This window comes from Streptosporangium minutum (assembly GCF_002149035.1).
Lineage (GTDB): Bacteria > Actinomycetota > Actinomycetes > Streptosporangiales > Streptosporangiaceae > Streptosporangium > Streptosporangium minutum.
In genome coordinates, this window is sequence record NZ_NGFP01000065.1 from 1 (window position 1) to 20,748 (window position 20,748).

At 72.3% G+C, this 20,748-nt stretch carries 18 protein-coding genes; 8 read left to right on the forward strand and 10 right to left on the reverse strand.

The annotated features are described in order from the left end of the window. From CA984_RS16170 to CA984_RS16180, 3 genes are all read right to left on the reverse strand, one after another. A partial coding sequence (locus CA984_RS16170; RefSeq protein WP_165781274.1) for a sigma-70 family RNA polymerase sigma factor occupies positions 1-1,364 on the reverse strand: 1,364 nt, incomplete at its 3' end. A 185-nt stretch (positions 1,365-1,549) separates the two neighbouring features. Next, a complete protein-coding gene (locus tag CA984_RS16175) occupies positions 1,550-3,319 on the reverse strand; it encodes a substrate-binding and VWA domain-containing protein (RefSeq protein ID WP_242675984.1) in 1,770 nt (589 codons plus the stop codon). 175 nt (positions 3,320-3,494) lie between these two features. Then, positions 3,495-4,130, reverse strand: a complete 636-nt coding sequence (locus CA984_RS16180) for a cation efflux transmembrane domain-containing protein (protein ID WP_242675985.1) — start codon at positions 4,128-4,130, stop codon at positions 3,495-3,497. A gap of 145 nt (positions 4,131-4,275) precedes the next feature. Between CA984_RS16180 and CA984_RS16185 the strand changes: the two genes are divergently transcribed. The 3 genes from CA984_RS16185 (at position 4,276) to CA984_RS16200 (ending at position 7,410) form a co-directional block, all read left to right on the forward strand. Beyond that, positions 4,276-5,058, forward strand: coding sequence for a DUF4184 family protein (locus CA984_RS16185; RefSeq protein WP_086572962.1), 783 nt, complete (start codon positions 4,276-4,278; stop codon positions 5,056-5,058). After that, positions 5,051-5,896: a TrmH family RNA methyltransferase gene (locus tag CA984_RS16190; RefSeq protein ID WP_086572965.1), complete on the forward strand. Its 846-nt coding sequence runs from the start codon at positions 5,051-5,053 to the stop codon at positions 5,894-5,896. Before CA984_RS16185 ends, CA984_RS16190 begins: the two co-directional genes overlap by 8 nt. 422 nt (positions 5,897-6,318) lie before the next feature. Beyond that, positions 6,319-7,410: a winged helix DNA-binding domain-containing protein gene (locus CA984_RS16200; RefSeq protein ID WP_086572971.1), complete on the forward strand. Its 1,092-nt coding sequence runs from the start codon at positions 6,319-6,321 to the stop codon at positions 7,408-7,410. A gap of 36 nt (positions 7,411-7,446) precedes the next feature. On the opposite strand, the gene CA984_RS16205 is transcribed toward CA984_RS16200, so the two are convergent. Continuing rightward, the gene (locus tag CA984_RS16205) at positions 7,447-8,403 is read right to left on the reverse strand and encodes a D-alanyl-D-alanine carboxypeptidase family protein (RefSeq protein WP_242675986.1); all 957 of its coding nucleotides are present in this window, start codon (positions 8,401-8,403) and stop codon (positions 7,447-7,449) included. Between the two features lie 140 nt (positions 8,404-8,543). Between CA984_RS16205 and CA984_RS16210 the strand changes: the two genes are divergently transcribed. Continuing rightward, positions 8,544-8,744 (forward strand): YegP family protein, encoded by a 201-nt coding sequence (locus CA984_RS16210; RefSeq protein WP_086572977.1) that lies wholly within the window; start codon positions 8,544-8,546, stop codon positions 8,742-8,744. Between the two features lie 40 nt (positions 8,745-8,784). Here the strand turns inward: CA984_RS16210 and CA984_RS16215 are convergent, their stop codons facing one another. Next, positions 8,785-9,318, reverse strand: a complete 534-nt coding sequence (locus CA984_RS16215; protein ID WP_086572980.1) for a DedA family protein — start codon at positions 9,316-9,318, stop codon at positions 8,785-8,787. Positions 9,319-9,466: 148 nt separating this feature from the next. On the opposite strand from CA984_RS16215, the gene CA984_RS16220 reads away from it, so the two are divergent. Next, a complete protein-coding gene (locus CA984_RS16220; RefSeq protein ID WP_133061681.1) occupies positions 9,467-9,994 on the forward strand; it encodes a hypothetical protein in 528 nt (175 codons plus the stop codon). On the opposite strand, the gene CA984_RS16225 is transcribed toward CA984_RS16220, so the two are convergent. From CA984_RS16225 to CA984_RS16235, 3 genes are read right to left on the reverse strand one after another with little or no spacing between them, the layout of a single operon-like run. Then, positions 9,984-13,355: an ATP-binding protein gene (locus CA984_RS16225; protein ID WP_086573037.1), complete on the reverse strand. Its 3,372-nt coding sequence runs from the start codon at positions 13,353-13,355 to the stop codon at positions 9,984-9,986. The genes CA984_RS16220 and CA984_RS16225 overlap by 11 nt on opposite strands. A gap of 53 nt (positions 13,356-13,408) precedes the next feature. Then, positions 13,409-14,470 carry a lysylphosphatidylglycerol synthase transmembrane domain-containing protein gene (locus CA984_RS16230; RefSeq protein ID WP_086572984.1) on the reverse strand — a complete coding sequence of 354 codons (1,062 nt, stop codon included), beginning with the start codon at positions 14,468-14,470 and terminating at the stop codon, positions 13,409-13,411. Between the two features lie 34 nt (positions 14,471-14,504). Then, the gene (locus CA984_RS16235) at positions 14,505-15,296 is read right to left on the reverse strand and encodes a PIG-L family deacetylase (RefSeq protein ID WP_086572987.1); all 792 of its coding nucleotides are present in this window, start codon (positions 15,294-15,296) and stop codon (positions 14,505-14,507) included. A gap of 103 nt (positions 15,297-15,399) precedes the next feature. On the opposite strand from CA984_RS16235, the gene CA984_RS16240 reads away from it, so the two are divergent. Further along, complete coding sequence (locus CA984_RS16240) at positions 15,400-16,518, forward strand: glycosyltransferase family 4 protein (RefSeq protein ID WP_086572990.1); 1,119 nt, start codon at positions 15,400-15,402, stop codon at positions 16,516-16,518. Positions 16,519-16,650: 132 nt separating this feature from the next. Here the strand turns inward: CA984_RS16240 and CA984_RS16245 are convergent, their stop codons facing one another. Next, positions 16,651-17,037, reverse strand: a complete 387-nt coding sequence (locus tag CA984_RS16245; protein WP_086572993.1) for a hypothetical protein — start codon at positions 17,035-17,037, stop codon at positions 16,651-16,653. A 133-nt stretch (positions 17,038-17,170) separates the two neighbouring features. Here CA984_RS16245 and CA984_RS16250 point away from each other — a divergent pair, with 133 nt between their 5' ends. Further along, a complete protein-coding gene (locus tag CA984_RS16250) occupies positions 17,171-18,538 on the forward strand; it encodes an APC family permease (RefSeq protein WP_086572995.1) in 1,368 nt (455 codons plus the stop codon). A 180-nt stretch (positions 18,539-18,718) separates the two neighbouring features. Here CA984_RS16250 and CA984_RS16255 read toward each other — a convergent pair whose 3' ends face one another. Further along, complete coding sequence (locus CA984_RS16255) at positions 18,719-19,948, reverse strand: hypothetical protein (protein WP_133061682.1); 1,230 nt, start codon at positions 19,946-19,948, stop codon at positions 18,719-18,721. A gap of 384 nt (positions 19,949-20,332) precedes the next feature. On the opposite strand from CA984_RS16255, the gene CA984_RS16260 reads away from it, so the two are divergent. After that, positions 20,333-20,692: an STAS domain-containing protein gene (locus CA984_RS16260; RefSeq protein ID WP_165781275.1), complete on the forward strand. Its 360-nt coding sequence runs from the start codon at positions 20,333-20,335 to the stop codon at positions 20,690-20,692. Positions 20,693-20,748: the final 56 nt, after the last annotated feature.

The following is a 20,748-nucleotide window of genomic DNA, read 5'->3' on the forward strand; positions in this document are numbered from 1 at the left end:
GCGCGGGACCGCTCGGGAACCGGCCGCCGGGTCGTCGCCTGCCGGGCCGGGCCGGGAGTGGGGGTAGGGGGCCTGGTCTTCACGGTCCTCCCGGCCTTCTCCGGCTCCGGGGTCGACGTCGGGAGCGGGGCCGGGTCCGCCGGAGAGTCCGGCCCGGGTCCCGGCTCCAGCGTGATCAGCGCGGGCTCCCGGCCCGGCGCGGCCTCGGCCCGCCACACCGGCCCGCCGGCCGGATCCCGCCCGGCGATCACGACCATGACACAGGTGGCCGCCAGCACGCACGCGGCGGCCGCGATCACGGGTGCCGCCCGCCGTCTGGACCCGCGCCGCCGCGCCGTCACGGCCGCGCGCCGGGGCTCGGCCGGCTGCCGGTGGCTTCCCGTGTCCGGGGCCGCACGCCGCGGTCCGCTCTCCGTGTCCGGCGGCGTGTGGAGTGGTACGGCCGGCTGCCGGCGGTTCCCCCTGGCGCGTCCCTGCTCCGCGCCGGCGTCCCTCGGACCGGCCCACCGGCGTCCCTTCGCGCGCCGTTCCGCCGGGGCGGGGAATCCGGCCCGGCCGAAGCGGTCGCCGGCCTCGACGATGGAGGCGCGTGCCCCCGCGAGATCGGGGTTCACGCAGGTCTCGATGTAGCGGCGGCGCAGGGAGAGCGGCGGGAAGGCCACCGGCACCATGTCGAGCAGCTGCCCGGCCGAGACGTGCCGGTCCCGCCGTTCGAGGCAGACCTCGCAGCGGCCGATATGGCTGGAGAGCCGCCTGCGCAGCATCGTGGTGAGCGGGCCCTCCCACGAGTCGACCATCGCCGACAGGTCCGGGCAGTGCGCCCGGCCGACCTTGGCCAGCACCACGGCGGCGGCCGCGTTCTCCAGGTGCTCGCGGGCCCGGCCGAGCCGCGTCGCGGCCTGCCGCGAGGACATCCCGAGCACCGCGCCGACCTCGCCGGTGCTGAGATCGTGGCGGAGGGACAGCTCCAGGACCTCGCGTTCCTGCCCGCTCAGCTCGGCCAGCGCCTCGTGCACCAGCGCGACCAGTTCGCGCTCCTCGGGGGTGTCGCGGTCGTCGAACTCCGGCGCGGGAGCCGGGCGCCGCGGGGTCCGCGTCCCGGCCGCGCGCCGGGCCAGCGCGTACAGCCACGGGCGCAGCCGGCCCGGCTCGCGCAGCCGCTCCACACATCCGTGCGCGAGGACCAGGGCGTCGTGTACGACGCCGGCGGCGGCGTCACGGTCGCCCAGCAGCGAATGGGCGTAGTCGTTGAGACGTTCGGCATAGGAGTCGTAGAGCTGCGCGGGAGCCTGGGCGTCGGCACGCCGGAGCGCTCCCACAAGTCGTTGGTCGTCGGTTCGGCCGACGGCCGGCCATCCGGGCACGGACATTCCTCCCCGCAACGGGCTCGTTCACGGGCCATGCCCGAGACCCCACACGCGTAGGACGCCAGCTGTCCGTGACGGGTTGTCCTAACCAGTCGATACCATGCCGACCTGGTATGAAATGGTAAAACTGAAACGATTGGGGCGTGTGGGACGCCGGCCGTACGGGGCGGGAGGGTCGGCGCTCAGCAGTTGGGCGCGCAGATGCGGCGCTCCATGCCCTTCAGGAAGAACTTGCGGACCTGCAGGATGTCGCGGGCGATGAAGGCCTCGCCGCCGGTCGCCTTGGCCAGCGCGTCCATCTGCTTCTTGCCCGCGGCGGCCTCGGGGCCGAAGGCGATGAGCAGGATGCTGACCGGCTTCTCCGGGTTGTAGGTCTTCTTCAGGTACTGCAGCATCTCCTCGTTGGAGACGCCGCCGCCCGGGTCGTCGTTGCCGGCGCCGTCGGTGAGGATCAGCACCGTGTTGATCTTGTCGCCCTGGTATTCCTTGGTCATCTGCCCGTAGGCGGCCTTGAGCGTGTCATTCAGGCCGGTGTCCCCGGTGGGCTTGGCCTGGATCGTGGAGAGCCTCTGGACGAGCAGGTCCTTGCGGAGCACGCCGTCGATGCTCTCGGTCAGCGGGCCGACGGGGACGGTCTTGCGGAAGTCCACGCCCTGGCCGGCGAGGTGCGTGGAGTACTCCCACACGCCGATCTCGCTCTTGGCCGGGAACAGCTGCATGCCCTCGATGGCGATCTTGGAGATCATGCGCATCCGGTCCGCGCCGGTCCCGGGCACCGGTGTCGCCATCGTGCCGGAGACGTCCAGCAGCGCCAGCAGCCGCGTGCCGAGGTTCAGCCGGGACCAGGACTGGGACATCCTCGCGACCGTTCTGGCGTCGGGCGTCTTCAGCGTCCGGGGTGCCTTGGCCTGGAAGCCGCCGCTGTCGGCGACCGGCTTGCCGCCCTTGCCGTCCGGGGTGCGGAAGCCCTGGTCCTGGAGCGTCTTCCTGGCGGACTCGGTGCCGAGCTCCTTGCGGAACGCCTCGGCGGCCTTGCGGACCGTGGCGTCCTTGGTGGTGATCACCATGGGGTAGTCGAGGTTGAGCGTGCCCTCGGCCGGATAGAGCGGCACGGCCGGGACCTCCGGCTTCTTGGTGGTGTTGAACGCCCAGACGCCCTGCTCCGAGGCGACGCCGAGCGGGGCGCGGGTGCCCTTGACGCCGAGGCTGGACAGCAGCGCGTCCTGGTCGCGGACCGACGACCCGGACAGTGTCTTGAGCGCCCCGACCAGTTGCTGCCGGCCGACGCCCGAGGCCGTGGCCACGCCGGAGGCGGCCAGCAGCGCGCCGAGCCCGGCGGCGTTGAAGGAGGGGTCCAGCGCGAGCACGCGCACCTTGCGGCCCGGACCCTCGACGTTGGCCACGTTGGCGGCGTTGATCATGCCGCCCCAGCTCGCCTCGCCGAAGCTCTTCTGCAGCTTCGGGATCACCGAGCCGGAGGCCACCATGACGATGGGGGAGTGGGCCACGGACGCGCCGGCCTCGGGCGCCTGCGGGTCCTTGGCCCGCAGGTTGGCCACCCACAGCCCGGAGTCCGGGATCCACACGTCCATCGCGCCGGCCTTGCCTCCGGCCAGCCCGGAGGCCACGGTCGCCGGGACGCCCTTGGCCACCGTGACGGTGGCGCACCCGCCCTCGACGTCGTGAGCGGCCTTGTTGAAGCGTTCGGCGATCCGGGACACGGCGGGCTGGATGTCGGGGGAGGCGGTTACCCGCAGCGCGATCCCGTCCCCGGCGCATCCCCGGTCCCGGTTGATGATCACATATGCGGCGACGCCGAGCAGCACCGCGAGGGCCACGGATCCGGCCAGCGGGACCAGCACCATGCCGCGTCCGCCACGGCGCCGTCTGGGCGGTTCCTTGGAGGAGGTGTAGCCGTCCTCGAGTTCATCCGTCCGGTGACGTCCGCCCACGATGCCCTCTTCGGTGTCGATGTCCTGAGCTAGCGGGTCACCCTATCGGGAGGTTCTCCGCAATATTCACGGAACTGTACTGGGAACACATAGTGTGGCAAAACGTCCTTCTTGGTGCGGGTATCACTGTACGCGGCAGTAACTAACGTCTGTGGTGTCCTGGGGAAATTCGGGATCAGTGGCAGCAGGCGTGCCCGCGCCAGGCCTTCCGGCCTTCCCGTACGGCTACCGCCGCCAGCAGCACCGCCATGACGGGATCCGCCCACCAGCACCCGATGCCGTTCAGTCCGAGCCCGGCCAGAACGCCCGCGGCCAGCAGTGCGCACAGCAGGTTCTGGGTCCCCTCGCCCGAGGTCGCCGCCGAGCGCAGCCGGGCGCCGAGCCGCCGTTTGGCCCGTCCCAGGAGCGGCATGCTGACCAGGCTGACCGACGTCACCACGATGCCCAGCACGCTGGGCGCGGCCCGGTGCCCGGCCTCCAGGTCATGTGCCACGTGGACCAGCAGGTAGGGCGCCAGCAGCCAGAAGCTGATCGCCACCGCCTTGCGGGCCTTGTCCTCGGCGTCCGCCGAGTGGGTCCGCGACCCGGTGAACCGCCAGACCACGATGAGGCTGGCCAGGGCCTCCACCAGTGACGACACGCCCCAGCCGATCAGCGCGACCGAGTGCGACCCCAGTCCGGCGGCGAGGCCGAGCACGCTTTCGACGCCCAGCCAGGCCAGGGTGGCCAGGGAGAGGGTGCGTGCCCTGCGGGCGTCGCGCAGCCACGCGTCGGCCTTCGCCGGCCGCGCCCGCACCATCTGGTCAGCCACAATGCCCCCCGCACCCACTGTCGCAACCCTCGGTAACTTACACGTCACCGTGTGTGGTATCGGTGTGAAGTCGCGAGATCTCGGAGACGACAGGGACGGCGTAGTCTCCCGGGGAGCGCGTCAGCAGATTCTCAGGGGGAAGCACGTGCCGTTCACGCCCAGCCACGTCGCCGCGGTGCTGCCGCTGGTCTCCTCGGCGCGGATGCGCCGGGTGCTGGACCCGTGGGCCCTCGCCCTGGGGGCGATGGTGCCCGACCTGCCGATCTTCCTGTCCTTCCTGCCCTTCATGCCGGACTACATGACCTGGCACTCCTACCGGGGCGTCCTGACGATCGCCCCGCTCACCGTCGTCGTGCTGCTCGCGCTCTTCCACGGCCTGCTCCGCGACCCGCTGACCGCGCTGTTCCCGCCCGCCCTCGCGGGCCGGATCGCCTCGCTGGCTCCCGCGCCGTACGGCCTGCGGCGGCTGCCCGCCGTGGTCGCGGGCGGCGTCGTCGGAGCCTTCACCCACAAGCTCTGGGACTCCTTCACCCACCACTACAGCTCGGCCGTGTGGGGCTGGGACTGGCTGGACACACGGGTGGCGGGGCTCCTGCCCGTCTTCCGCCTGCTGCAGTACATCTCCACGGTCGTCGGGCTGGTCATCGTGGCACGGTGGGCCTGGCTCGGGCTGTCCCGGATGGAACCGCGGGCACTGGCGGAGCGCCTGGCGCTCTCCGGCCGGACCCGGCGCGCCGTCCTGCTGGCGGCCGCCGTGGCCACACTGCTGGGCGCGGCGATCTGGCCGGTCGTCTTCCCGCCTCGCGGCTGGGCCGAGACGGTCCACAGGGTGGGGGCGGGCATGGTGGCCGGCTGCTGCGTCCTGCTGTTCGCCTATGCGCTGATGTGGCAGCTCAGACGGGCCATGGCAGTATTCGAAGGTGTTTAACGCCTCAGATCCCCGCCTCGCCGACTACGCCAACCTGCGCGACGTCGAGCTGCGCAAGAGCCTGGAGGTCGAGCACGGCCTCTTCATCGCCGAGGGGGAGAAGGTGATCCGCCGGGCCGTCGCGGCCGGTTACCCGGTGCGCTCGGTGCTGCTGACCCGGCGCTGGGCCGACTCTCTCGCCGACCTGCTCGACGGGCTCGGCGACCGGGTGTACGTGGTGGACGACGACGTCATGGAGGGGATCGCCGGCTTCCCGGTGCACCGGGGCGCGCTGGCCGCGATGGAGCGCAGGGAACTGCCCTCGGTGGACGAGATCCTGCGCGGAGCCCCCCGCACGCCCGCCGGTCCCCGGAACGAGGGCGGCCCCGTCCGGCCGCCCCGCCGCGTCCTCGTCCTGGAGGACCTCGTCGACCACGGCAACGTCGGAGCGATCTTCCGGTGTGCCGCCGCGCTGGGCGTCGAGGCGGTGATCCTGTCGCCCCGCTGCGCCGACCCTCTTTACCGGAGGTCGGTCAAGGTCTCGATGGGCGCGGTCTTCGCGATCCCCTACGCGCGGATGGCCAACTGGTACGAGGGCCTCGCGGAGCTCCGTACGGCGGGCTTCCAGACGCTGGCCCTCACCCCCGACCAGTCCGCCACGCCCATGGACGAGGTCGACATGGGCGAGCGGGCGGCGCTGCTGCTCGGTTCCGAGGGCGACGGGCTGTCCTCCCGGTGGCTGCACGAGGCGGACGAGCCCGTGTGCATCCCGATGAGCGCCACGGCGATGGGGATGGGTGTCGACTCCCTCAACGTGGTCGCCGCCGCGGCGATCGCCTGCCACAGCCTGGTGCGCTGACCACCCGCCCCGGCGGCGGACCTACAGCGACGCTCCCTCCAGGTGGTCGCAGGCCTGCCGGGTGGCCTCCATGCCGACGTCGGACGCGATGACCCTCGCGCCGGCCGCGCCCGGCGTGAGGGTCGCGCCCGGCCCAGGCCTCCGGCTGCGGAGGAGACGGGCCGATGTGCGCGACCCCCGGAGCGGTGCCAGACTGCGCACTCCGTCGATTCCGGTCGGAGAGGATCTCGTGTGACCCGCGTAACGCTGCGCCCCGTGCTCGAAGAGGATCTGCCGATCTCCGAGGAGGAGTCTCCTACGCCCCGGAGCCGGCCGTACGGAACCGTAGCCGGGCGACCCGCGCCGGGTGGGACCCCGCGTCCGGCCGGACCGCTCAGCCGTACCTGTCACTGGTTGTCAGGTACAGGTGCCAGCATGAACGCATGGAAACCCTCACGACGCGACGCCTCAACCGCGCGACGCTGGCCCGTCAGATGCTCCTTGCGCGTGAGAGAAGCGATGTCGTCACGGCGGTGGAACGGCTCGGCGGCATGCAGGCGCAGGAGGCCAGGCATCCGTTCACCGGCCTGTGGACGCGGCTGGAAGGGTTCCGCCGCGAGGACATGCACCGGGCGCTGCACGACCGCCTCCTCGTGCGCGCCACGATGATGCGCGCCACGCTGCACCTGATGAGCGCGGCCGACTACGCGGCGTTCCGCCTGACGCTGGGCCCCGCGCTCGCCTCCGCGGCGACCGGCCGCGGCGACCTGTTCGCCGGGGTGGACCTCGACAGGCTGCTGCCCGTGGCCCACGCGCTCCTCAAGGAACGGCCCCGCGACTTCAACACGCTGCGCGACCTGCTCCAGGCGGAGTTCCCCGAGGCCGGCGACCGCGGGCTCGGCTACGCCGTACGGACACAGCTGCCGCTGGTCATGGTGCCCACCGAGGACCGGTGGGCGTTCCCCCGGACGGCGGAGTTCGCGCCGGCGGACGTCTGGCTGGGCGCGGAGCTGTCACGGGAGCCGGTCGAGGCGCTGGTGCTGCGCTACCTGGCGGCCTTCGGCCCCGCCACCGCCGCCGACGCGCAGACCTGGTCCGGCATCAAGGGGCTGCGCGCCGTGCTGGACGGCCTCCGCCCGGGGCTGCGCGTCTTCCGCGACGAGCGGGGCCGCGAGCTGTTCGACCTCCCCGACGCCCCGCGCCCCGACGAGGACGTCCCGGCCCCCGCGCGGTTCCTGCCCGACTTCGACAACCTGGTGCTCGCGCACGCCGACCGCACCCGGCTGATGGCCGAGGAGTATCGCGGGCGCCTCACCACCAAGAACCTCCGCGTGCGGGCCACGTTCCTCTGGGACGGATCGGTGTGCGGCACCTGGCAGATCGAGCGTAAACGCGGCACCGCCGTCCTGCGGATTACCCCTTTCGAGCCCCTGCCCGGCGGCGCCGTCTCCGACCTGACCGAGGAGGCCGGCGCCCTGCTGGGCTTCGCGGAGCCGGACGCCGCGACCCTGGACGTCCGGATCGAGGGCCCCTGACGCCCCCGGCGCGCCCCGCGCCGTACGGCCGGCCCGCTAGAGGTCCTCGGTGATGTCGGGCTCACTCGCCAGCTGGTCGCCGGCCCAGTCCAGCAGCCGGTCGGCGGTCTGGAAGCGCCGGTCGGCCCGGGTGTCGCCGAGGATGACACCGATGAGCCGGTGGCCGTCGCGGTCGGCGGCGAACGACAGGCAGTAGCCGGCGGCACGGGTGTAGCCGGTCTTGACGCCCAGGGCGCCGGGCGCCTTGCCGAGCAGCTTGTTGGTGTTGGTCCAGACGTGGGCCCGATGCACCTTCGACTTGCGCACGACGTGGCGCCTGGTGGAGGCGATGGTCCGCAACACCGGATCCCGGAGTGCGACGTCGGCCAGTTTGGCCTGGTCCTGGGCGGTGGAGTAGCCGGGACTCGGCTTGGGCAGCCCGTCGGAGTTGCCGTAGCGGGTGGCGGCCAGGCCCAGGGAGCGGGCGGCGGCGTTCATCTTGGCCACGAACCTGCTCTCGCCCGGACCGTAGACGCGGGCCAGCGCGTGGGTGGCGTCCGCCCCCGAGGGGAGCATCGCCCCGTAGAGCAGTTCCCTGACGGTCAGGCGCTCACCGGCGCGGAGCGCCGCGGCGGTCGCGTCGTTCGTCGCCGCGTGCCGGACGTCGCCGGCGTTGATCGTGACGATGTCGTTCAGCCCGGCCTCCCGTAGCACGACGTAGGCCGTCATGACCTTCGTCAGGCTGGCCACCGGCATCCGGCGGGTGGCCTGCTTGCTGAGATGGACCGTTCCCGTGCCGGGGTCGAACAGGTAGGCGGCCCGCGCGGGCACCGCCGGAACGGCCCGACGGGCGGCGGGCCGGACAAGCTGCCGGGCGACGGGCGGGGCAAGCTGCTGCACGGCGGGCAGGACGGGCTGCCGGACGCCCCGCTCGGCGTGGGCGGGTGTGGCGAGCCCGGTGACCAGAGTGGCCAGGGTGGCGCAGACGATGAGGTGGGTTCCCCCGGTTTGCATGGGAGCCATGGTGACAGAGGCGACCGTCAATATGTGGATCTTGGCATTTTGGCTATCGAAACGTTGACATTCGCGCCGGATGGCGGAGATCAGGGTGGAAACCATCCTTACCAGGTTTGCTCGATTCGGGGAGAAATGACATGGCAGGGAAGTTCGTGATCACCAAGGACAAGCGCGGCGAGTTCCGCTTCAAACTCGTCGCGGACAACGGTCAGGCCATCGCGGTCAGCGAGGGCTACAACACCAAGGCGGCCTGTATGAACGGCATCGAGTCGGTCCGCAGGAACGCTCCGGACGCGAAGATCGACGACTCGGCGCTCATCGCCGCCACCACGGTCTGAGTCCCGTGAGCCCGGCCCGCGCCACGTGGGCGGGCCGGGCTCACACTTTGGCGAGCTCCTCCTCCGCGCGCTGTGCGGCCCGGCGCCGGCGGCGCCGGTGGACGACGACGGCGATCAGGGCGACCACCGCGACGGCGGCCACGCCCGCCAGGAGCGGCGACTCGGCGGCCAGCCTCAGCCAGCCCCAGATCACCGAGTAGAGGCCGAAGGACGCCACCGGGACCCAGGTCAGGCAGCCGAGCGCGCTGGCCACGACGTACCAGGGGTAGGAGATCCGCAGGGCCCCCGCCACCCAGGGCAGCGTGTGCCGCAGGCCGGGCACCCAGAAACAGCCGTAGACGGCGAGCGCGCCCCACCTCCTGACGGCGTTCTCGACCTTGAGGATGTTCTTCTCGCCGACCTTCCGGCCCAGGCGGGAGGCGTAGATCTTGGGACCGAGCTTGTAGCCGACCCAGTAGTAGGCCTGGAACGCGCAGAAGAGGCCGATCGCACCCAGGACCACCCAGAGCCAGAGCGGCATGCCCAGGAAGGAGAGGGAGTTGGGATCGGTGATGCCCGCCGCGAGAAGCCGCATCCGACCATCCCCCTTCGCTCCGCTGTCCGCATCCGATATTAGGGCAGCCTTACCTGAATCAACACTGCGGGATCCTTGCAAGCGGACATCAAGCAGAGATCAACCATCACGGCATACACCTGTGAGTGACGAAAGAGAGGTGTCTGTCATGAGTCCGCGGAGCAGCATCGCGCCGGTGGTGGCGAGTGGGACCGCAAGCGTCGTGAAGCTGCTGGTGGCCACGCTGGCCTTCATCGGAGCCTACGCGGGAGTGGAGACCTCTCAGGTCGCCTCCGCCCAGGCGCCGGCGGGCGTGGCGGCGCAGACGCGGGCGCAGCCGGTGACCCTGTCGTCGGAGTCGATGCAGGCCACCACGGTGGAGGCCCCGGCCGCCGGCACGATCGCCGTCAGCGCCCTCGGCGTGTCCCGGCCGTGCCACAGGCCCTACCTGATCCGGAGCGTGGTCGACAACCCCCGGCCCGACAGCGCCGTCTCGTACGGCTGGCGCCTGCAGCGCTGGAGCACCACGACCCGGACCTGGCGGACCTATCTCACCAGCCACTCCGGCTTCGCCGGACGGAGCCAGACCGCCGAGTGGCAGCCGAGCGTGGTCGACAACCCCGGCTGGTACCGCGCGGAGCTGTCGGTGGCCGGCGGCGCCAGGCTGCGCAGCGCGAGATTCCTCGTCAGCTGCTGAGCGAGCGCTGCGCGGCCTCGACCCAGCGCGTCACGCCGACCCGCCGGGCCACCGCGAGGGCCTTGTCGTAGTGCGGCTTCACAGCGTCGGTGAAGCCCAGCCGGAGGGCCAGGTCGCCGAGGGTCAGCGCGACCGGCCACAGCGCCACCACGCCGGTGCCCGCCCCCGCGATCCGCTCGGCGAACGGCTTCAGGGTGTCGTAGGCCTCCACCATCCGCTCCCGGTCGTCCAGCAGCATGCCCGCCAGGGCCCGCCAGATCATCGCCAGTTCGTAGAGGAAGTCGGGGCGGACCGGGGTCTTGACCGCGATGACCGCCCGCGCGTCACGCGTGTGCCCGGCCGAGGCCAGGGCCACCGCGTAGGCGTCGAGGGTCCACTTGGCTCCGCGCTGGTGGGCCTCGGCCAGGGGCTCCACCATGTCGGCGGCCCGGCCGTTGACCAGATGCAGGCAGAACGTGGTGATGAGCGGCAGGTCCTGGCGGCCCTCCAGCATGCCGGCCCGTGCCGTCAGCCGGGCGGCGTCGCGGTAGGCGCGCTCCGCGCCGGGGAAGTCACCGGCGATCATCAGGCGCTGCCCGGCGTACCAGGCGCCGACCGCCGCAGGCGCGGGCAGGCCGTACTGCCTGGCGAGGCGCTCGGCGGCGGCCACGTGCGCGTCGGCGTCGGCGAACGCGCCCGAGGCGGCCGCGCACTCCATCAGCACGAGATGGGCCAGTGCCTGGACCGAGACCTGGCCGGTCGTCTTGCCCACCTCCAGCAGCTCCCGGCCGATGACCTCGCGCTCGCCGACCGGGGTGATGCCGTAGGACTGGCGCAGCCGGCCGCTCAGCGCGGTCGCCAGCAGCGCGGGGTCACCGCTCCGCCGGGCCAGCTCCTCGGCCTCCAGCGAGGCCTGCTCGCCCCGGGGGGTGGCGGAGCCCTCCAGCTCCAGCGCGAGCGTGGCCAGCAGGCTCGCCCGCAGCGCCTGCTCGCCGGAGGGCAGCTCGACCAGCGCCTTCTCGGCGACGTCGACGATCTCCCACGCGGTGCGGGTGAAGTCGCGCGCCATGCCCTTGTGCGGCACGGCCAGGGAGGCCGCCACCCGCGCGGTGAGCTCCAGGTTGCCCAGCGGCAGGGCCGCGTCCATCGCCTCGCGCCGCCGCATGCGGGCCGCGGCCATGTCGCCGCAGAGCGCCAGCGCCTTGATCAGGCTCAGGGTCAGCAGCAGGCGTTCCCTGGTGCTGTCCGGGGTGTCGGTGACGCCCGACCGGTCGAAGGCGGCGACGGCCTGCTCCCGCAGCGAGGCGGCCTCGCGGTGGGCGAAGCGGCGCTCGGCCTGCTCGGCGGCCAGCCCGGCGTAGTGCACCGCCTTGATGGCCGTCTCGGCGGTGCCCGCCGCGTCGTAGTGGTGGGCGAGCGCGGCCACGTCGCCGGGGTTCCTGCGCTCGATCACCGCGGCCACCGAGGCGTGCAGCCGGGAACGGCGCAGCCGGGAGGCGTCGGAGTAGAGGGTGTCGCGGACCAGGTCGTGGTCGAAGCGGAGCATGCCGGGGCCCGGCTCGGTGACCAGCCCGGCGAGCAGCGCCGCCTCCACGGCGTCGACCACGGCGTCCTCGTCGCCCGTCACGTCGACCAGCACGTCCACGTCGACGTCGCGGCCGATCACCGCGGCCTGCAGCAGGATCTGCTGGGCCGCCGCGGGCAGCCGCGAGATCCGCCGCCGCAGCACGTCGCGGACGCCGGAGGGCACCCCGGAGATCACCTCGGCGGCCGTCGCGCGGTCGCTCACTGCCTCGGCGTCGAGCAGGCGCACGGTCTCCCGGACGAAGAACGGATTGCCCGCGGTCCGCTCGACGATGCTGTTGACCGCGTCCTCGTCCACCTCGCGCACGCAGGTCGCCCGGACCAGCTCGGCCACCGCCTTGGGATCCAGGCCGGCCAGGCCCACCCGGACCGGCCCCAGCCGGGCCAGCGCGGCCAGCACGTCGGCCTGCTGGTCGCTCAGCTCGCTGTCACGGCAGGTCACCACCAGCAGCACCCGGCTGGTGGCCAGCAGGCTCGGCAGCGCGCGCAGCAGCGCCAGGGTCTGGTCGTCGGCCCAGTGCAGATCCTCCAGCGTCAGCAGGATCGGGGTGTCCTTGGCGACGGCCGCCAGATAGCCGCCCACCGCCCGGTGCAGCCGGAAGCCGCCGGAGACCTGGTCGTCGTCGGGCGCGGGGGCCGCGTCGTCCAGCAGCGGGGCGAGCAGCGGGGCGTACTCCCCGGGCCCGGCCGCGTTCACCAGGGTGCGCAGGATCTCCACCCACGCCCAGCCGGGAGGGGTGGCGCTGCTGTCGGGGCAGGCGCCGGAGGAGGTGCCCCAGCCGTCGTCGGAGAGGCGCTTGGTGAGCTGGCGGACCAGCGTGGTCTTGCCCGCGCCCGCGTCGCCGCTGATCACCGCGACGGTGAAGCGGCCGGTCCGGGCCGCCGCCGTGGTCAGCCGGTTGAGCTCGGCGTCCCGGCCGACGAACGGCTCGGGCTCCAGCGGCGGCAGCTCCACCGGCGCCGCGGTGGGCCGGGGCGGCCAGGTGTCGGCGGGCACCGGAGGGCGCTGACGGCCCGTCTGCGAGACGGCGAGCTGCAGGCCGGGATCCTGGGCCAGGATGTCGGACTCCAGCTTGCGCAGCGCCGGGCCCGGGTCGATGCCCAGCTCGTCGGCGAGGATCGTGCGGGCCTTGCGCAGCGCGGCCAGCGCGTCGCCCTGCCGTCCGCACCGGTAGAGGCCGAGGGCGAGCAGCCGCCAGCCCTCCTCACGGAGCGGATGCTCGGTGGTCAGCGCCTCCAGGTCGGGCACCGCCTCGGAGGCCATGCCCAGGCGCAGGCCGCTGTCGGCGTGCCGCTCACGGGCCACCAGGCGCAGCTCGGCCAGCCGGTTGACCTCGGCCTCGGCCCACGCCTGGTCGGCGAAGTCGGAGTAGGGGGTGCCGCGCCACAGGCCCAGGGCCTTCTCCAGGCGGACCCGCGCGGAGGAGGGGTCGTCGCCGTCCAGGTGCTCTCCGGCGGTGCGGACCAGCGCCTCGAAGCGCAGGGCGTCCACCTGGTCGGGGGCGACCCGCAGCGCGTAGCCGGAGGCGACCGTCACCAGCAGCCGGTTGGGGCCCCCGCGTGGACGGCCGGGTTCGAGGACCCGGCGCAGGCGGGAGATGTAGACCTGCAGGCCCGACTGCGCCCCCTTGGCGGCGTCGTCGTCCCACAGGTCGTAGAGGAGGGAGTCGACGGGCACGACCTGCCCGCGCGCCACCAGCAATCGGGCGAGGACGGCACGCTGCCGCAGCCCGCCTAGGTCGAGCTCGTCCTCATCGGAATGCGCCTCGACCGGACCGAGAACCCGGAACGCCACCATGTCAGCCGCCACGCTATGCGGGCCTTCGAATCGCGCACAAGGTATTTCCCAATCTAGCGGCTGATGGGCTCCTTGTCGGAGGCCGAGGCGGCGTTCTCACGCCGGCGCAGAAGCGCCCACGCGCCGAGCGCCAGGCCGCCGAAGGGGATTTCGACAGTGTAGGTCCAGAAGCCGAAAAGCAGCGCAGCGGCGGTCGCGGAATCGAGCGGCGCACCGAAGAAGACCAGCGCGCCGACGGTCCCCGCCTCCATGATCCCGGTCCCGCTCGGGGTGACCAGGGCGGTGGTCAGCACCCTGGACAGGGCGAACACCGCGATCGACTGCGCCAGCCCCGGATAGGCGCCGGTGGCCTGCAGGCAGCAGACCAGGAGCAGCCACTGCAGCCCGAGGAAGAAGACCATGCCCAGGGTCAGTCCCCGCCAGCGGTGCCGTACGACCTCGGAGGTGTCGGCGCGCAGCTTCTCCAGCGCCCGGGAGAGGGTGTGCTCGGCGGGGCGCACCCCGCGGGGGAGCAGCCGGGCGACGGCGTCGAGGGCGCGGCCGAGCACGGCGGCGGCGCGGTCCCAGTAGAGCGCGGCGGCCACCACGACGACCAGGGCCAGCAGGGACAGCGAGCCCACCCAGCCCGCGTTGGTCACGGCCGGGCTGAGCTCCTGCCCGCTGAGCAGCAGGGCCACGATGCCCACGGCGGGCAGGACGAACCGGAACATGGTGTTCCAGATGCCGCTGGAGAGCGTGGAGACCACGACGGCCCGTAACGGGAAGCCCCAGCCCTTGGTCATCGCGATCGTCATCGCCACCCCGGCGGCGCCGCCGAACGGGAGCAGGTTGCTCACCGCGCTGCCGGCCGCGTTCAGCGTCAGGGCCTGCGAGTGGGTGAGGCCGGGCAGGGAGGCGGTCAGCACGAACGTGTAGGCCAGCAGGCTCGCCAGCCAGACGACGGCCATCAGGGCGACCATCTGCCAGCTCAGCCTGGCGAACTGGGCGCCGATCTGCGTCCAGGAGACGTGCTTGCCGGTCAGGGCGGCCACGATCTGCGGCAGGAAGCGCACGAGCGTGGCGGCGAGCGCCAGAGATGCGACCGACAGTCCGATCTGGACCCACTTGTTCTTCATGTAACCCCCTCGACCAAGTGTGCCGGTCTGCGGCTCATCCTTTGGGAGGAACTTCGAACGGGTGCCTCAGCCTCGTGCCGGGCGGCAGGCCGCGCCGGACGTACCACTCGGTGCCGAAGACGAGACGGTAGAGGGGCTGGGGGATCTTGAGCATCGCGCCCAGCGTGCGGGTGTCCGCGCCGGTGGCCTGGGAGGCGTGGGCGGCCATGCTCGCCCGCTTCTGGCGGGCGAAGCGCCGCACGCCGACCCGGTGGGTGATGGTCCCGCCGGGGGAGTAGGCCCGCTCGAAGGAGCGGATGTCGAGCTGGGGGTAGAACCTGCGGATCAGGCGGAGCCCCTTGAGCAGGGGGTCGCGGTTGACCGTGGCCTCCAGCACGATCGGGGTGCCCGCGATCTCGGCGGCCCGGCCGCCGACCCGGTGGACCTGGACGTGGTCGGGGTGCCCGTAGCCTCCGGCCGGGTCGTACGTCGTCAGCAGGTCGGCGTCCTCCTCGGTGAGGATCGCGGCCAGGCGCCGGGCCGCCTCCTCGGCGTCGGCGTCGATGAACGCGTTGTCCGGCCGGTCCTGCGCCATCCCGCCGCCGGGGGCCAGGCCGGAGTCGCCGTAGCCCAGGTTCACCACCCGGGCGCAGCCGAGCGCCGCCGCCGACTTGTACAGCTCGGCGATGCGCGCGGCGCCCAGCGCCTCGCCGGGTTCGAGGTCGGCCTGGCCGCGCTCCCCGGAGGTCGCCACGACGAGGACCACCCGGTGCCCCTCGGCGGCGAGCATCGCCATGGTGCCCGCCGTCAGCAGGGCCTCGTCGTCGGGATGGGCGTGGAAGAACACGGCTGTCTTGACGGTGTCGATTGCTGCTCACTCCGTTCGGGCGGGTCCGTGCCCGCCCCTGCGGGCACGCAGGCATGATCTCACGCGGGGCTACGCTGGCACGGTGAGGATCCTCCACGTCAGTGACTGTTACCTGCCGCGCCTCGGCGGGATCGAGGTGCAGGTCGGCGATCTGGTCCGGATGCAGAGGGAGGCGGGTCACGAAGTCGAGGTGGCGACCGCCACCCCGGGCGACCCCCTGCCCGGCGTGTACCGGATCGTGGCGAAACTCCCCTTTGATCTGCCGGTCCATCCGTTCGGGGTGGGCCACCTGCTGCGGTTGATGCGGGCGCGCCGCCCCGACGTGGTGCACGTGCACACGGGGGCGGTCTCGCCGTTCGCCTGGATGGGCGTCCGCGCGGCCGTCCGACTGGGGCTGCCCGTGGTCGTGACCGTGCACAGCATGTGGGACCCGGTCACCCGGGGCGTCTACCGGGGCCTGCGGCTGCTGTTCGAATGGCACCGCTGGGGGCTGGTGGGCACCGCGGTGAGCGAGGCCGCGGCCCTGCCGATCCGCGCGGTCGCCGGTCGCCGGGTGCCGGTGCACGTGGTCTCCAACGGGCTCGACGTCTCCGGCTGGCGTTCCTCCGCCCCGGTACGGCACGGGCCCGGCGACGGGGCCGTGCACGTCGTCGCGGTGGGGCGGCTGGCGCCCCGCAAGCAGCCGGTCCGGCTGCTCAGGCTGCTGAAGGAGGCCCGCGCCCAGGTCCCGAGGGAGACGCCGATGCGGGCGACCATCGTCGGGGACGGCCCGGCGCGCTCGCAGATGGAGCGCTACCTGCGCGCCAACGGGATGGGCGGCTGGGTGTCGCTGCCCGGACGCTACAGCCGCGGGCAGATCCGCGATCTGCTCGCCTCGGCGGACGTGTTCGTCGCCCCGGCGCCCCGCGAGTCATTCGGGCTGGCGGCGCTGGAGGCCAGGTCGTCGGGTATCCCGGTGGTCGCGCGGTCCCAGAGCGGGGTGGCCGACTTCGTCCGGCCGGGCAAGGAAGGGCTGCTCGGGGAGAGCTTCGAGGACCTGGTGGCGTCGGTCGCCCGGCTGGTCCACGACCGTGAGCTGCGCGAGGCGATCGCGGAGCACAACCGCGAGACCGAGCCCGTCCGCAGCTCCTGGCCGGCGGTGCTGGAGGGCTTCGAGCAGTGCTACGAGGAGGCCCGCTCGGGCCGTACGGGCGGGCGGTAAAGGCGAGAGCCCCTGCCGTGCGGGGCAGGGGCTCCGGGAGATGTTCGGCACGGCCGTCGCGCCGCGCTGCCCCCCGCAGGCGGAGCGACGGCCGTGCCGGAAGTGCCTCCTCTCCCCGGGAGGCACAGGTCATCAGGCGCAGGTGGTCTGGAGCTTGGCACCCGCCTCGGTCAGTTTCTTGGTGAACTCCGGGACCGCCGCGGCGAACGCGGCCGGGTCCTTTTCGTCGATCTTCAGGCCGCCCATGCTGGTGGAGAGGTCGTTCAGCGCGGCAGCGAGGTCGCCGTCGGTCGTGCCCGCAAGCGCCTTCAGGTCCTCGCTGAGCTTCTGGTTCGCCGCCTTGTACTTCTCCAGATCGGTGAGGTTCGCGGCGGTGGCGCTGCTGTAGTCCGTCATCAGCTTCGTCGCGCTGGCGCAGGCCTCGGCGTTGGCGCTACCGCCGCAGGCGGCGGTCATGGAGATGAGAGCGGCTCCCGCGACGGTGACGGCGATACGGCGGGAGGAGAGGACGCTAAGCATTTCTGCCTTTCATTGCATTTCGTGACAGATCAAACTGTAGGCACCCTCCTTGCGGATCACTTTCATGCCGCTTACAGAAGCAGGTTCTTGTGACGCCGTGTGATTATTCTGCTGCGATGGGTAAGGGGAGGGTATGGCTGAGGCGATCATTGGCTCTGGTCCGGCCCAGCACTCGCTCAAGCGGGTGATCGGACGCAAGGTCCTGCTGTTGTTCGTGGTGGGAGACATCCTCGGCGCGGGAATATACGCCCTGGTCGGGAAGGTGGCGGGATACGTCGGCGGGGCTCTGTGGCTGCCGTTCCTCGTCGCCTTCGTGCTGGCCGCGCTGACGGCGTCCGCCTATGCCGAGCTCGTCGGGAAGTATCCGCAGGCCGCCGGGGCGGCGCTTTATGCTAATAAAGCGTTCAATATTCCTTTTGTCACCTTTATCGTGGCCTTCGCCGTACTGATGAGCGGGATCACCTCGGCGAGCGCCGCGGCCCGCGCGTTCGGCGGCAAATACCTGGCCGAGTTCGTCACGATGCCGGTGGTCGTGGGCGCGTTCATCTTCCTCGGCATCGTGGCGCTGGTGAACTTCGCCGGGATCTCCGAGTCCATCAAGGTCAACGTCGTGCTGACGGTCATCGAGGCGTTCGGCCTGCTGGTCATCATCGCGATCGGGGTCTACGCCCTGCTGGCCGGTGACGGCGAGCCCGCGAGGGCGCTGGAGTTCCATCCGGCCAACGGCGCGTTCCTCGGCGTCCTCGGCGGCACCGCCCTCGCCTTCTACGCCCTGCTCGGCTTCGAGGACTCGGTCAACCTCGCCGAGGAGTCCAAGGACCCGCAGCGCGACTACCCCCGCGCGCTCTTCGGCGGGCTGGTCGTGGCCGCGGCGATCTACATGGCGGTCGCGTTCACCGCGACCATGCTGGTGGACACCGAGACGCTGGAGAGCTCGACCGGCCCGTTGCTGGAGGTCGTCAAGGTCGCGGGCTTCGCCTTCCCGCCCAAGCTGTTCGCGCTGATCGCGCTGCTCGCGGTGGGCAACACCGCGCTGATCAACATGATCATGGCCTCGCGCCTGGTGTACGGCATGGCGCGTCAGGGGATCGTGCCGAAGGTCTTCGCGGCGGTCCATCCCACGAGGTCCACCCCGTGGGTGGCCATCGTGTTCACCGTCGGCATCGCGGCGGTGCTGGTCGCCACCGGCGACGTGAGCAACCTGGCGGACACGACGGTGTTCCTGCTGCTGTGCGTGTTCGCGCTGGTCAACGTGGCCGTGCTGGTCCTCCGTAAGGACGTCGTGGAGCACGGGCACTACCGGGCGCCGAGCTGGATGCCCGCGCTGGGCGCGGTGGTCTGTCTCGTTCTGGCGCTGCCCGTCACGGGGCGCGGCGGCGACGTCTACATCCGTGCGGGCGTGCTGGTCGCCGTGGGCGTGGTTCTGTGGTTCGTGAACCGGCTGTTCCTGGCGGGGCGGGACGGCTCCGGGGGCGCCTCAGAACGGCAGGAGCCGTCCTGAGGGCGTGCGCAGGTCGAGAGGGGCGGGCGGCTTGCGGGGCGGACGGGGCCTCTGGACGATTCGAACCTTTTTCATCTCATACTCCCTTTTGTTGGAGTTTGAGAGAGACTACGTCAGCCCACCGACAGTTACGCACGCCTCCCGGAGGCCGCGCCCCGCTCCACCGGATCGCCGGCGGTCTCAGTGCCGGAGCACGAAGTCGTCCTCGTCGTCTCCCACGCCGACCGATCCCACCGCCCACAGCGCGGTGGTGCCCGGCACCCGGGCGATGCCGGTGTGGTTGACGTCGTCGGTCTCCTCGTACTGCTGGTCCTCCCGGTGGACCCGGAACAGCGGGCCGTACTCCCGCGACCACCTCGCGCCGTCGAAACGGAGGAAGAGCACCTGCCCCGCGTGATCGGCGTCGATCCCGCTGACCCACAGGTCGCCCGGCCCGGAGGCGGTGACGCCGTGCAGGGCGCCGAGACGGACCGGCACCTCCACCCGGCTCCAGATCGATCCGTCCCAGCGCAGGACCAGCGGCCGCCCCGCCCGGTCGTCGGGGCCGGTCGTGACCTCCCCGACCGCCCACACCTCCGACGGGGAGATCTGCCAGACCCGGTTGAGCCTGCCCCCGGGGATCTCGGGCGCCGGTGAGGACTCCCAGACGCCGTCGGCGGTGCCGTGCCAGATCAGCGGCATGTGGTTCTCGCTCGAACCGACCGCCCAGACGTGCCCCTCCTTGGCGGTGATCGCGTTGAAGGCGCCGCCGGTGCTCAACGCGTTGCCGAACTCCCGGCCGTCCCACTCCAGGACGACCGCCTTCGACGGGCCGTTCCCGGCGAACCACGCCGTGCCGCCGGTCGTCGCGACGTCCGCCAGCCGGTAGTCCTCCACCACCCCGAAGGGCTTCTCCCGCGCCCAGCGGCGCCCGTCCCAGTGCGCGGCGAACGCGCTCGGGCCGTTGCCCACCACCCACACGTCGTCCGGCCCGGCCGCGCTGACCCCCTCCAGGTGGTGGACGTCGTCTCCCGTCAGCGGGATCTCACGCCAGCGGCTCCCGTCCCACCGAAGGACGGCGGGCGCGCCCTCCCGGTCCTCGGCGCTGTCCTTGTATCCGACCGCCCAGGCGTCGCGGGGGCCGGTCGCCGCCACGTCGAGCAGCGCGGAACTCCCCGGCAGGTCGGTGACCGCGGTGGCGGCCCACGCGGTCGAGGCGGTGACCGCCCCGGTGGCCGCACCGCTCGGCGCGGGGCTTCCGGACACGGTACGGCTCGGCGCGGGGCTCCCGGGCGCCGTGCGGTCCGGCGCCGGGCTCTGCGACACCGCGGGGCTCGGCGAGGGGTCGGGCAGTGCCGTACGGCCTGAGCCGCACGCCGCCGCGAGAGCCGTCCCGATGAGCGCGACGGCCGCCAGCCGAGGGTTTCGCATCCCAGCCATCCTCCCAGTGTGCCTGCCCCGCGGCCCCTTCCGGCGGGGTCCGGGTCACCTCACCGGAGGGCGCCGGAATAGTCCCGTATGCCCTGGGCACTTCAGACAGAAGGGGGAGAGGTCCTCCGGATCTCGCCGGCCCCGCGGAGCGACGGTCCCGCCGCCTCGGGAATGGTGAACCCGCACGGCGGGGAGCCGTCCGGCGGACTCGGCACGGTGGAGGATGCGGTCGGCGTGTCCCCCGCCGAGAGTTGAATCGGATGGGTCCGCGGGGTGCCGTACGGGGGCCGGAATGATCCGCGCCGCCGGCCCGCCGGAACGACTTGTCCCATATGAGAAAGTTACATAGCTGGGAGAGGCCGGGGTAGAAGGTTGATCATGTTCATGGGAAATGAACCGGAGTCGGGTTTCACCGCCACGTCCGGACTGCACGGCACGACGCTCGTCGTGCAGGCCAGTGGTGAGCTGGACCATTACCACACCCCGGTGTTACGGGCGGAGATGAACAGGGCGTGGAACGCCCTGCAGTCGCGCACTCTCATCCTCGACCTCTCCGCCCTCACCTTCTGCGACTCCTCGGGGATCGGCGAACTGCTCCAGGCGCGCCACCACGGGCAGGTCGAGGGGGTCCGGTTCATCATCGCCGGGATCCGGGGGAACCTGGCGCGACGGCTCAGCCTGGCCGGCCTGACACAGGTGTTCGAGGTGTTCCCCTCCGTCGCCGAGGCGCTTGAGGCCGCCTAGATCGCTGATGTGAAATTCGGTGATCGGCTGCAGGCATGACGAAGGGCGTCCATGGT

Bases quoted from the DNA above. Each gene is read 5' to 3' on its own strand.
- CA984_RS16255 (WP_133061682.1), bottom strand. From the start codon at position 19,948: ATGCGAAACCCTCGGCTGGCGGCCGTCGCGCTCATCGGGACGGCTCTC.
- CA984_RS16225 (WP_086573037.1), bottom strand. From the start codon at position 13,355: ATGGTGGCGTTCCGGGTTCTCGGTCCGGTCGAGGCGCATTCCGATGAG.
- CA984_RS16230 (WP_086572984.1), bottom strand. From the start codon at position 14,470: ATGAAGAACAAGTGGGTCCAGATCGGACTGTCGGTCGCATCTCTGGCG.
- CA984_RS16200 (WP_086572971.1), top strand. From the start codon at position 6,319: ATGGAAACCCTCACGACGCGACGCCTCAACCGCGCGACGCTGGCCCGT.
- CA984_RS16205 (WP_242675986.1), bottom strand. From the start codon at position 8,403: ATGCAAACCGGGGGAACCCACCTCATCGTCTGCGCCACCCTGGCCACT.
- CA984_RS16215 (WP_086572980.1), bottom strand. From the start codon at position 9,318: ATGCGGCTTCTCGCGGCGGGCATCACCGATCCCAACTCCCTCTCCTTC.
- CA984_RS16245 (WP_086572993.1), bottom strand. From the start codon at position 17,037: ATGCTTAGCGTCCTCTCCTCCCGCCGTATCGCCGTCACCGTCGCGGGA.
- CA984_RS16260 (WP_165781275.1), top strand. From the start codon at position 20,333: ATGGGAAATGAACCGGAGTCGGGTTTCACCGCCACGTCCGGACTGCAC.
- CA984_RS16220 (WP_133061681.1), top strand. From the start codon at position 9,467: ATGAGTCCGCGGAGCAGCATCGCGCCGGTGGTGGCGAGTGGGACCGCA.
- CA984_RS16210 (WP_086572977.1), top strand. From the start codon at position 8,544: ATGGCAGGGAAGTTCGTGATCACCAAGGACAAGCGCGGCGAGTTCCGC.
- CA984_RS16250 (WP_086572995.1), top strand. From the start codon at position 17,171: ATGGCTGAGGCGATCATTGGCTCTGGTCCGGCCCAGCACTCGCTCAAG.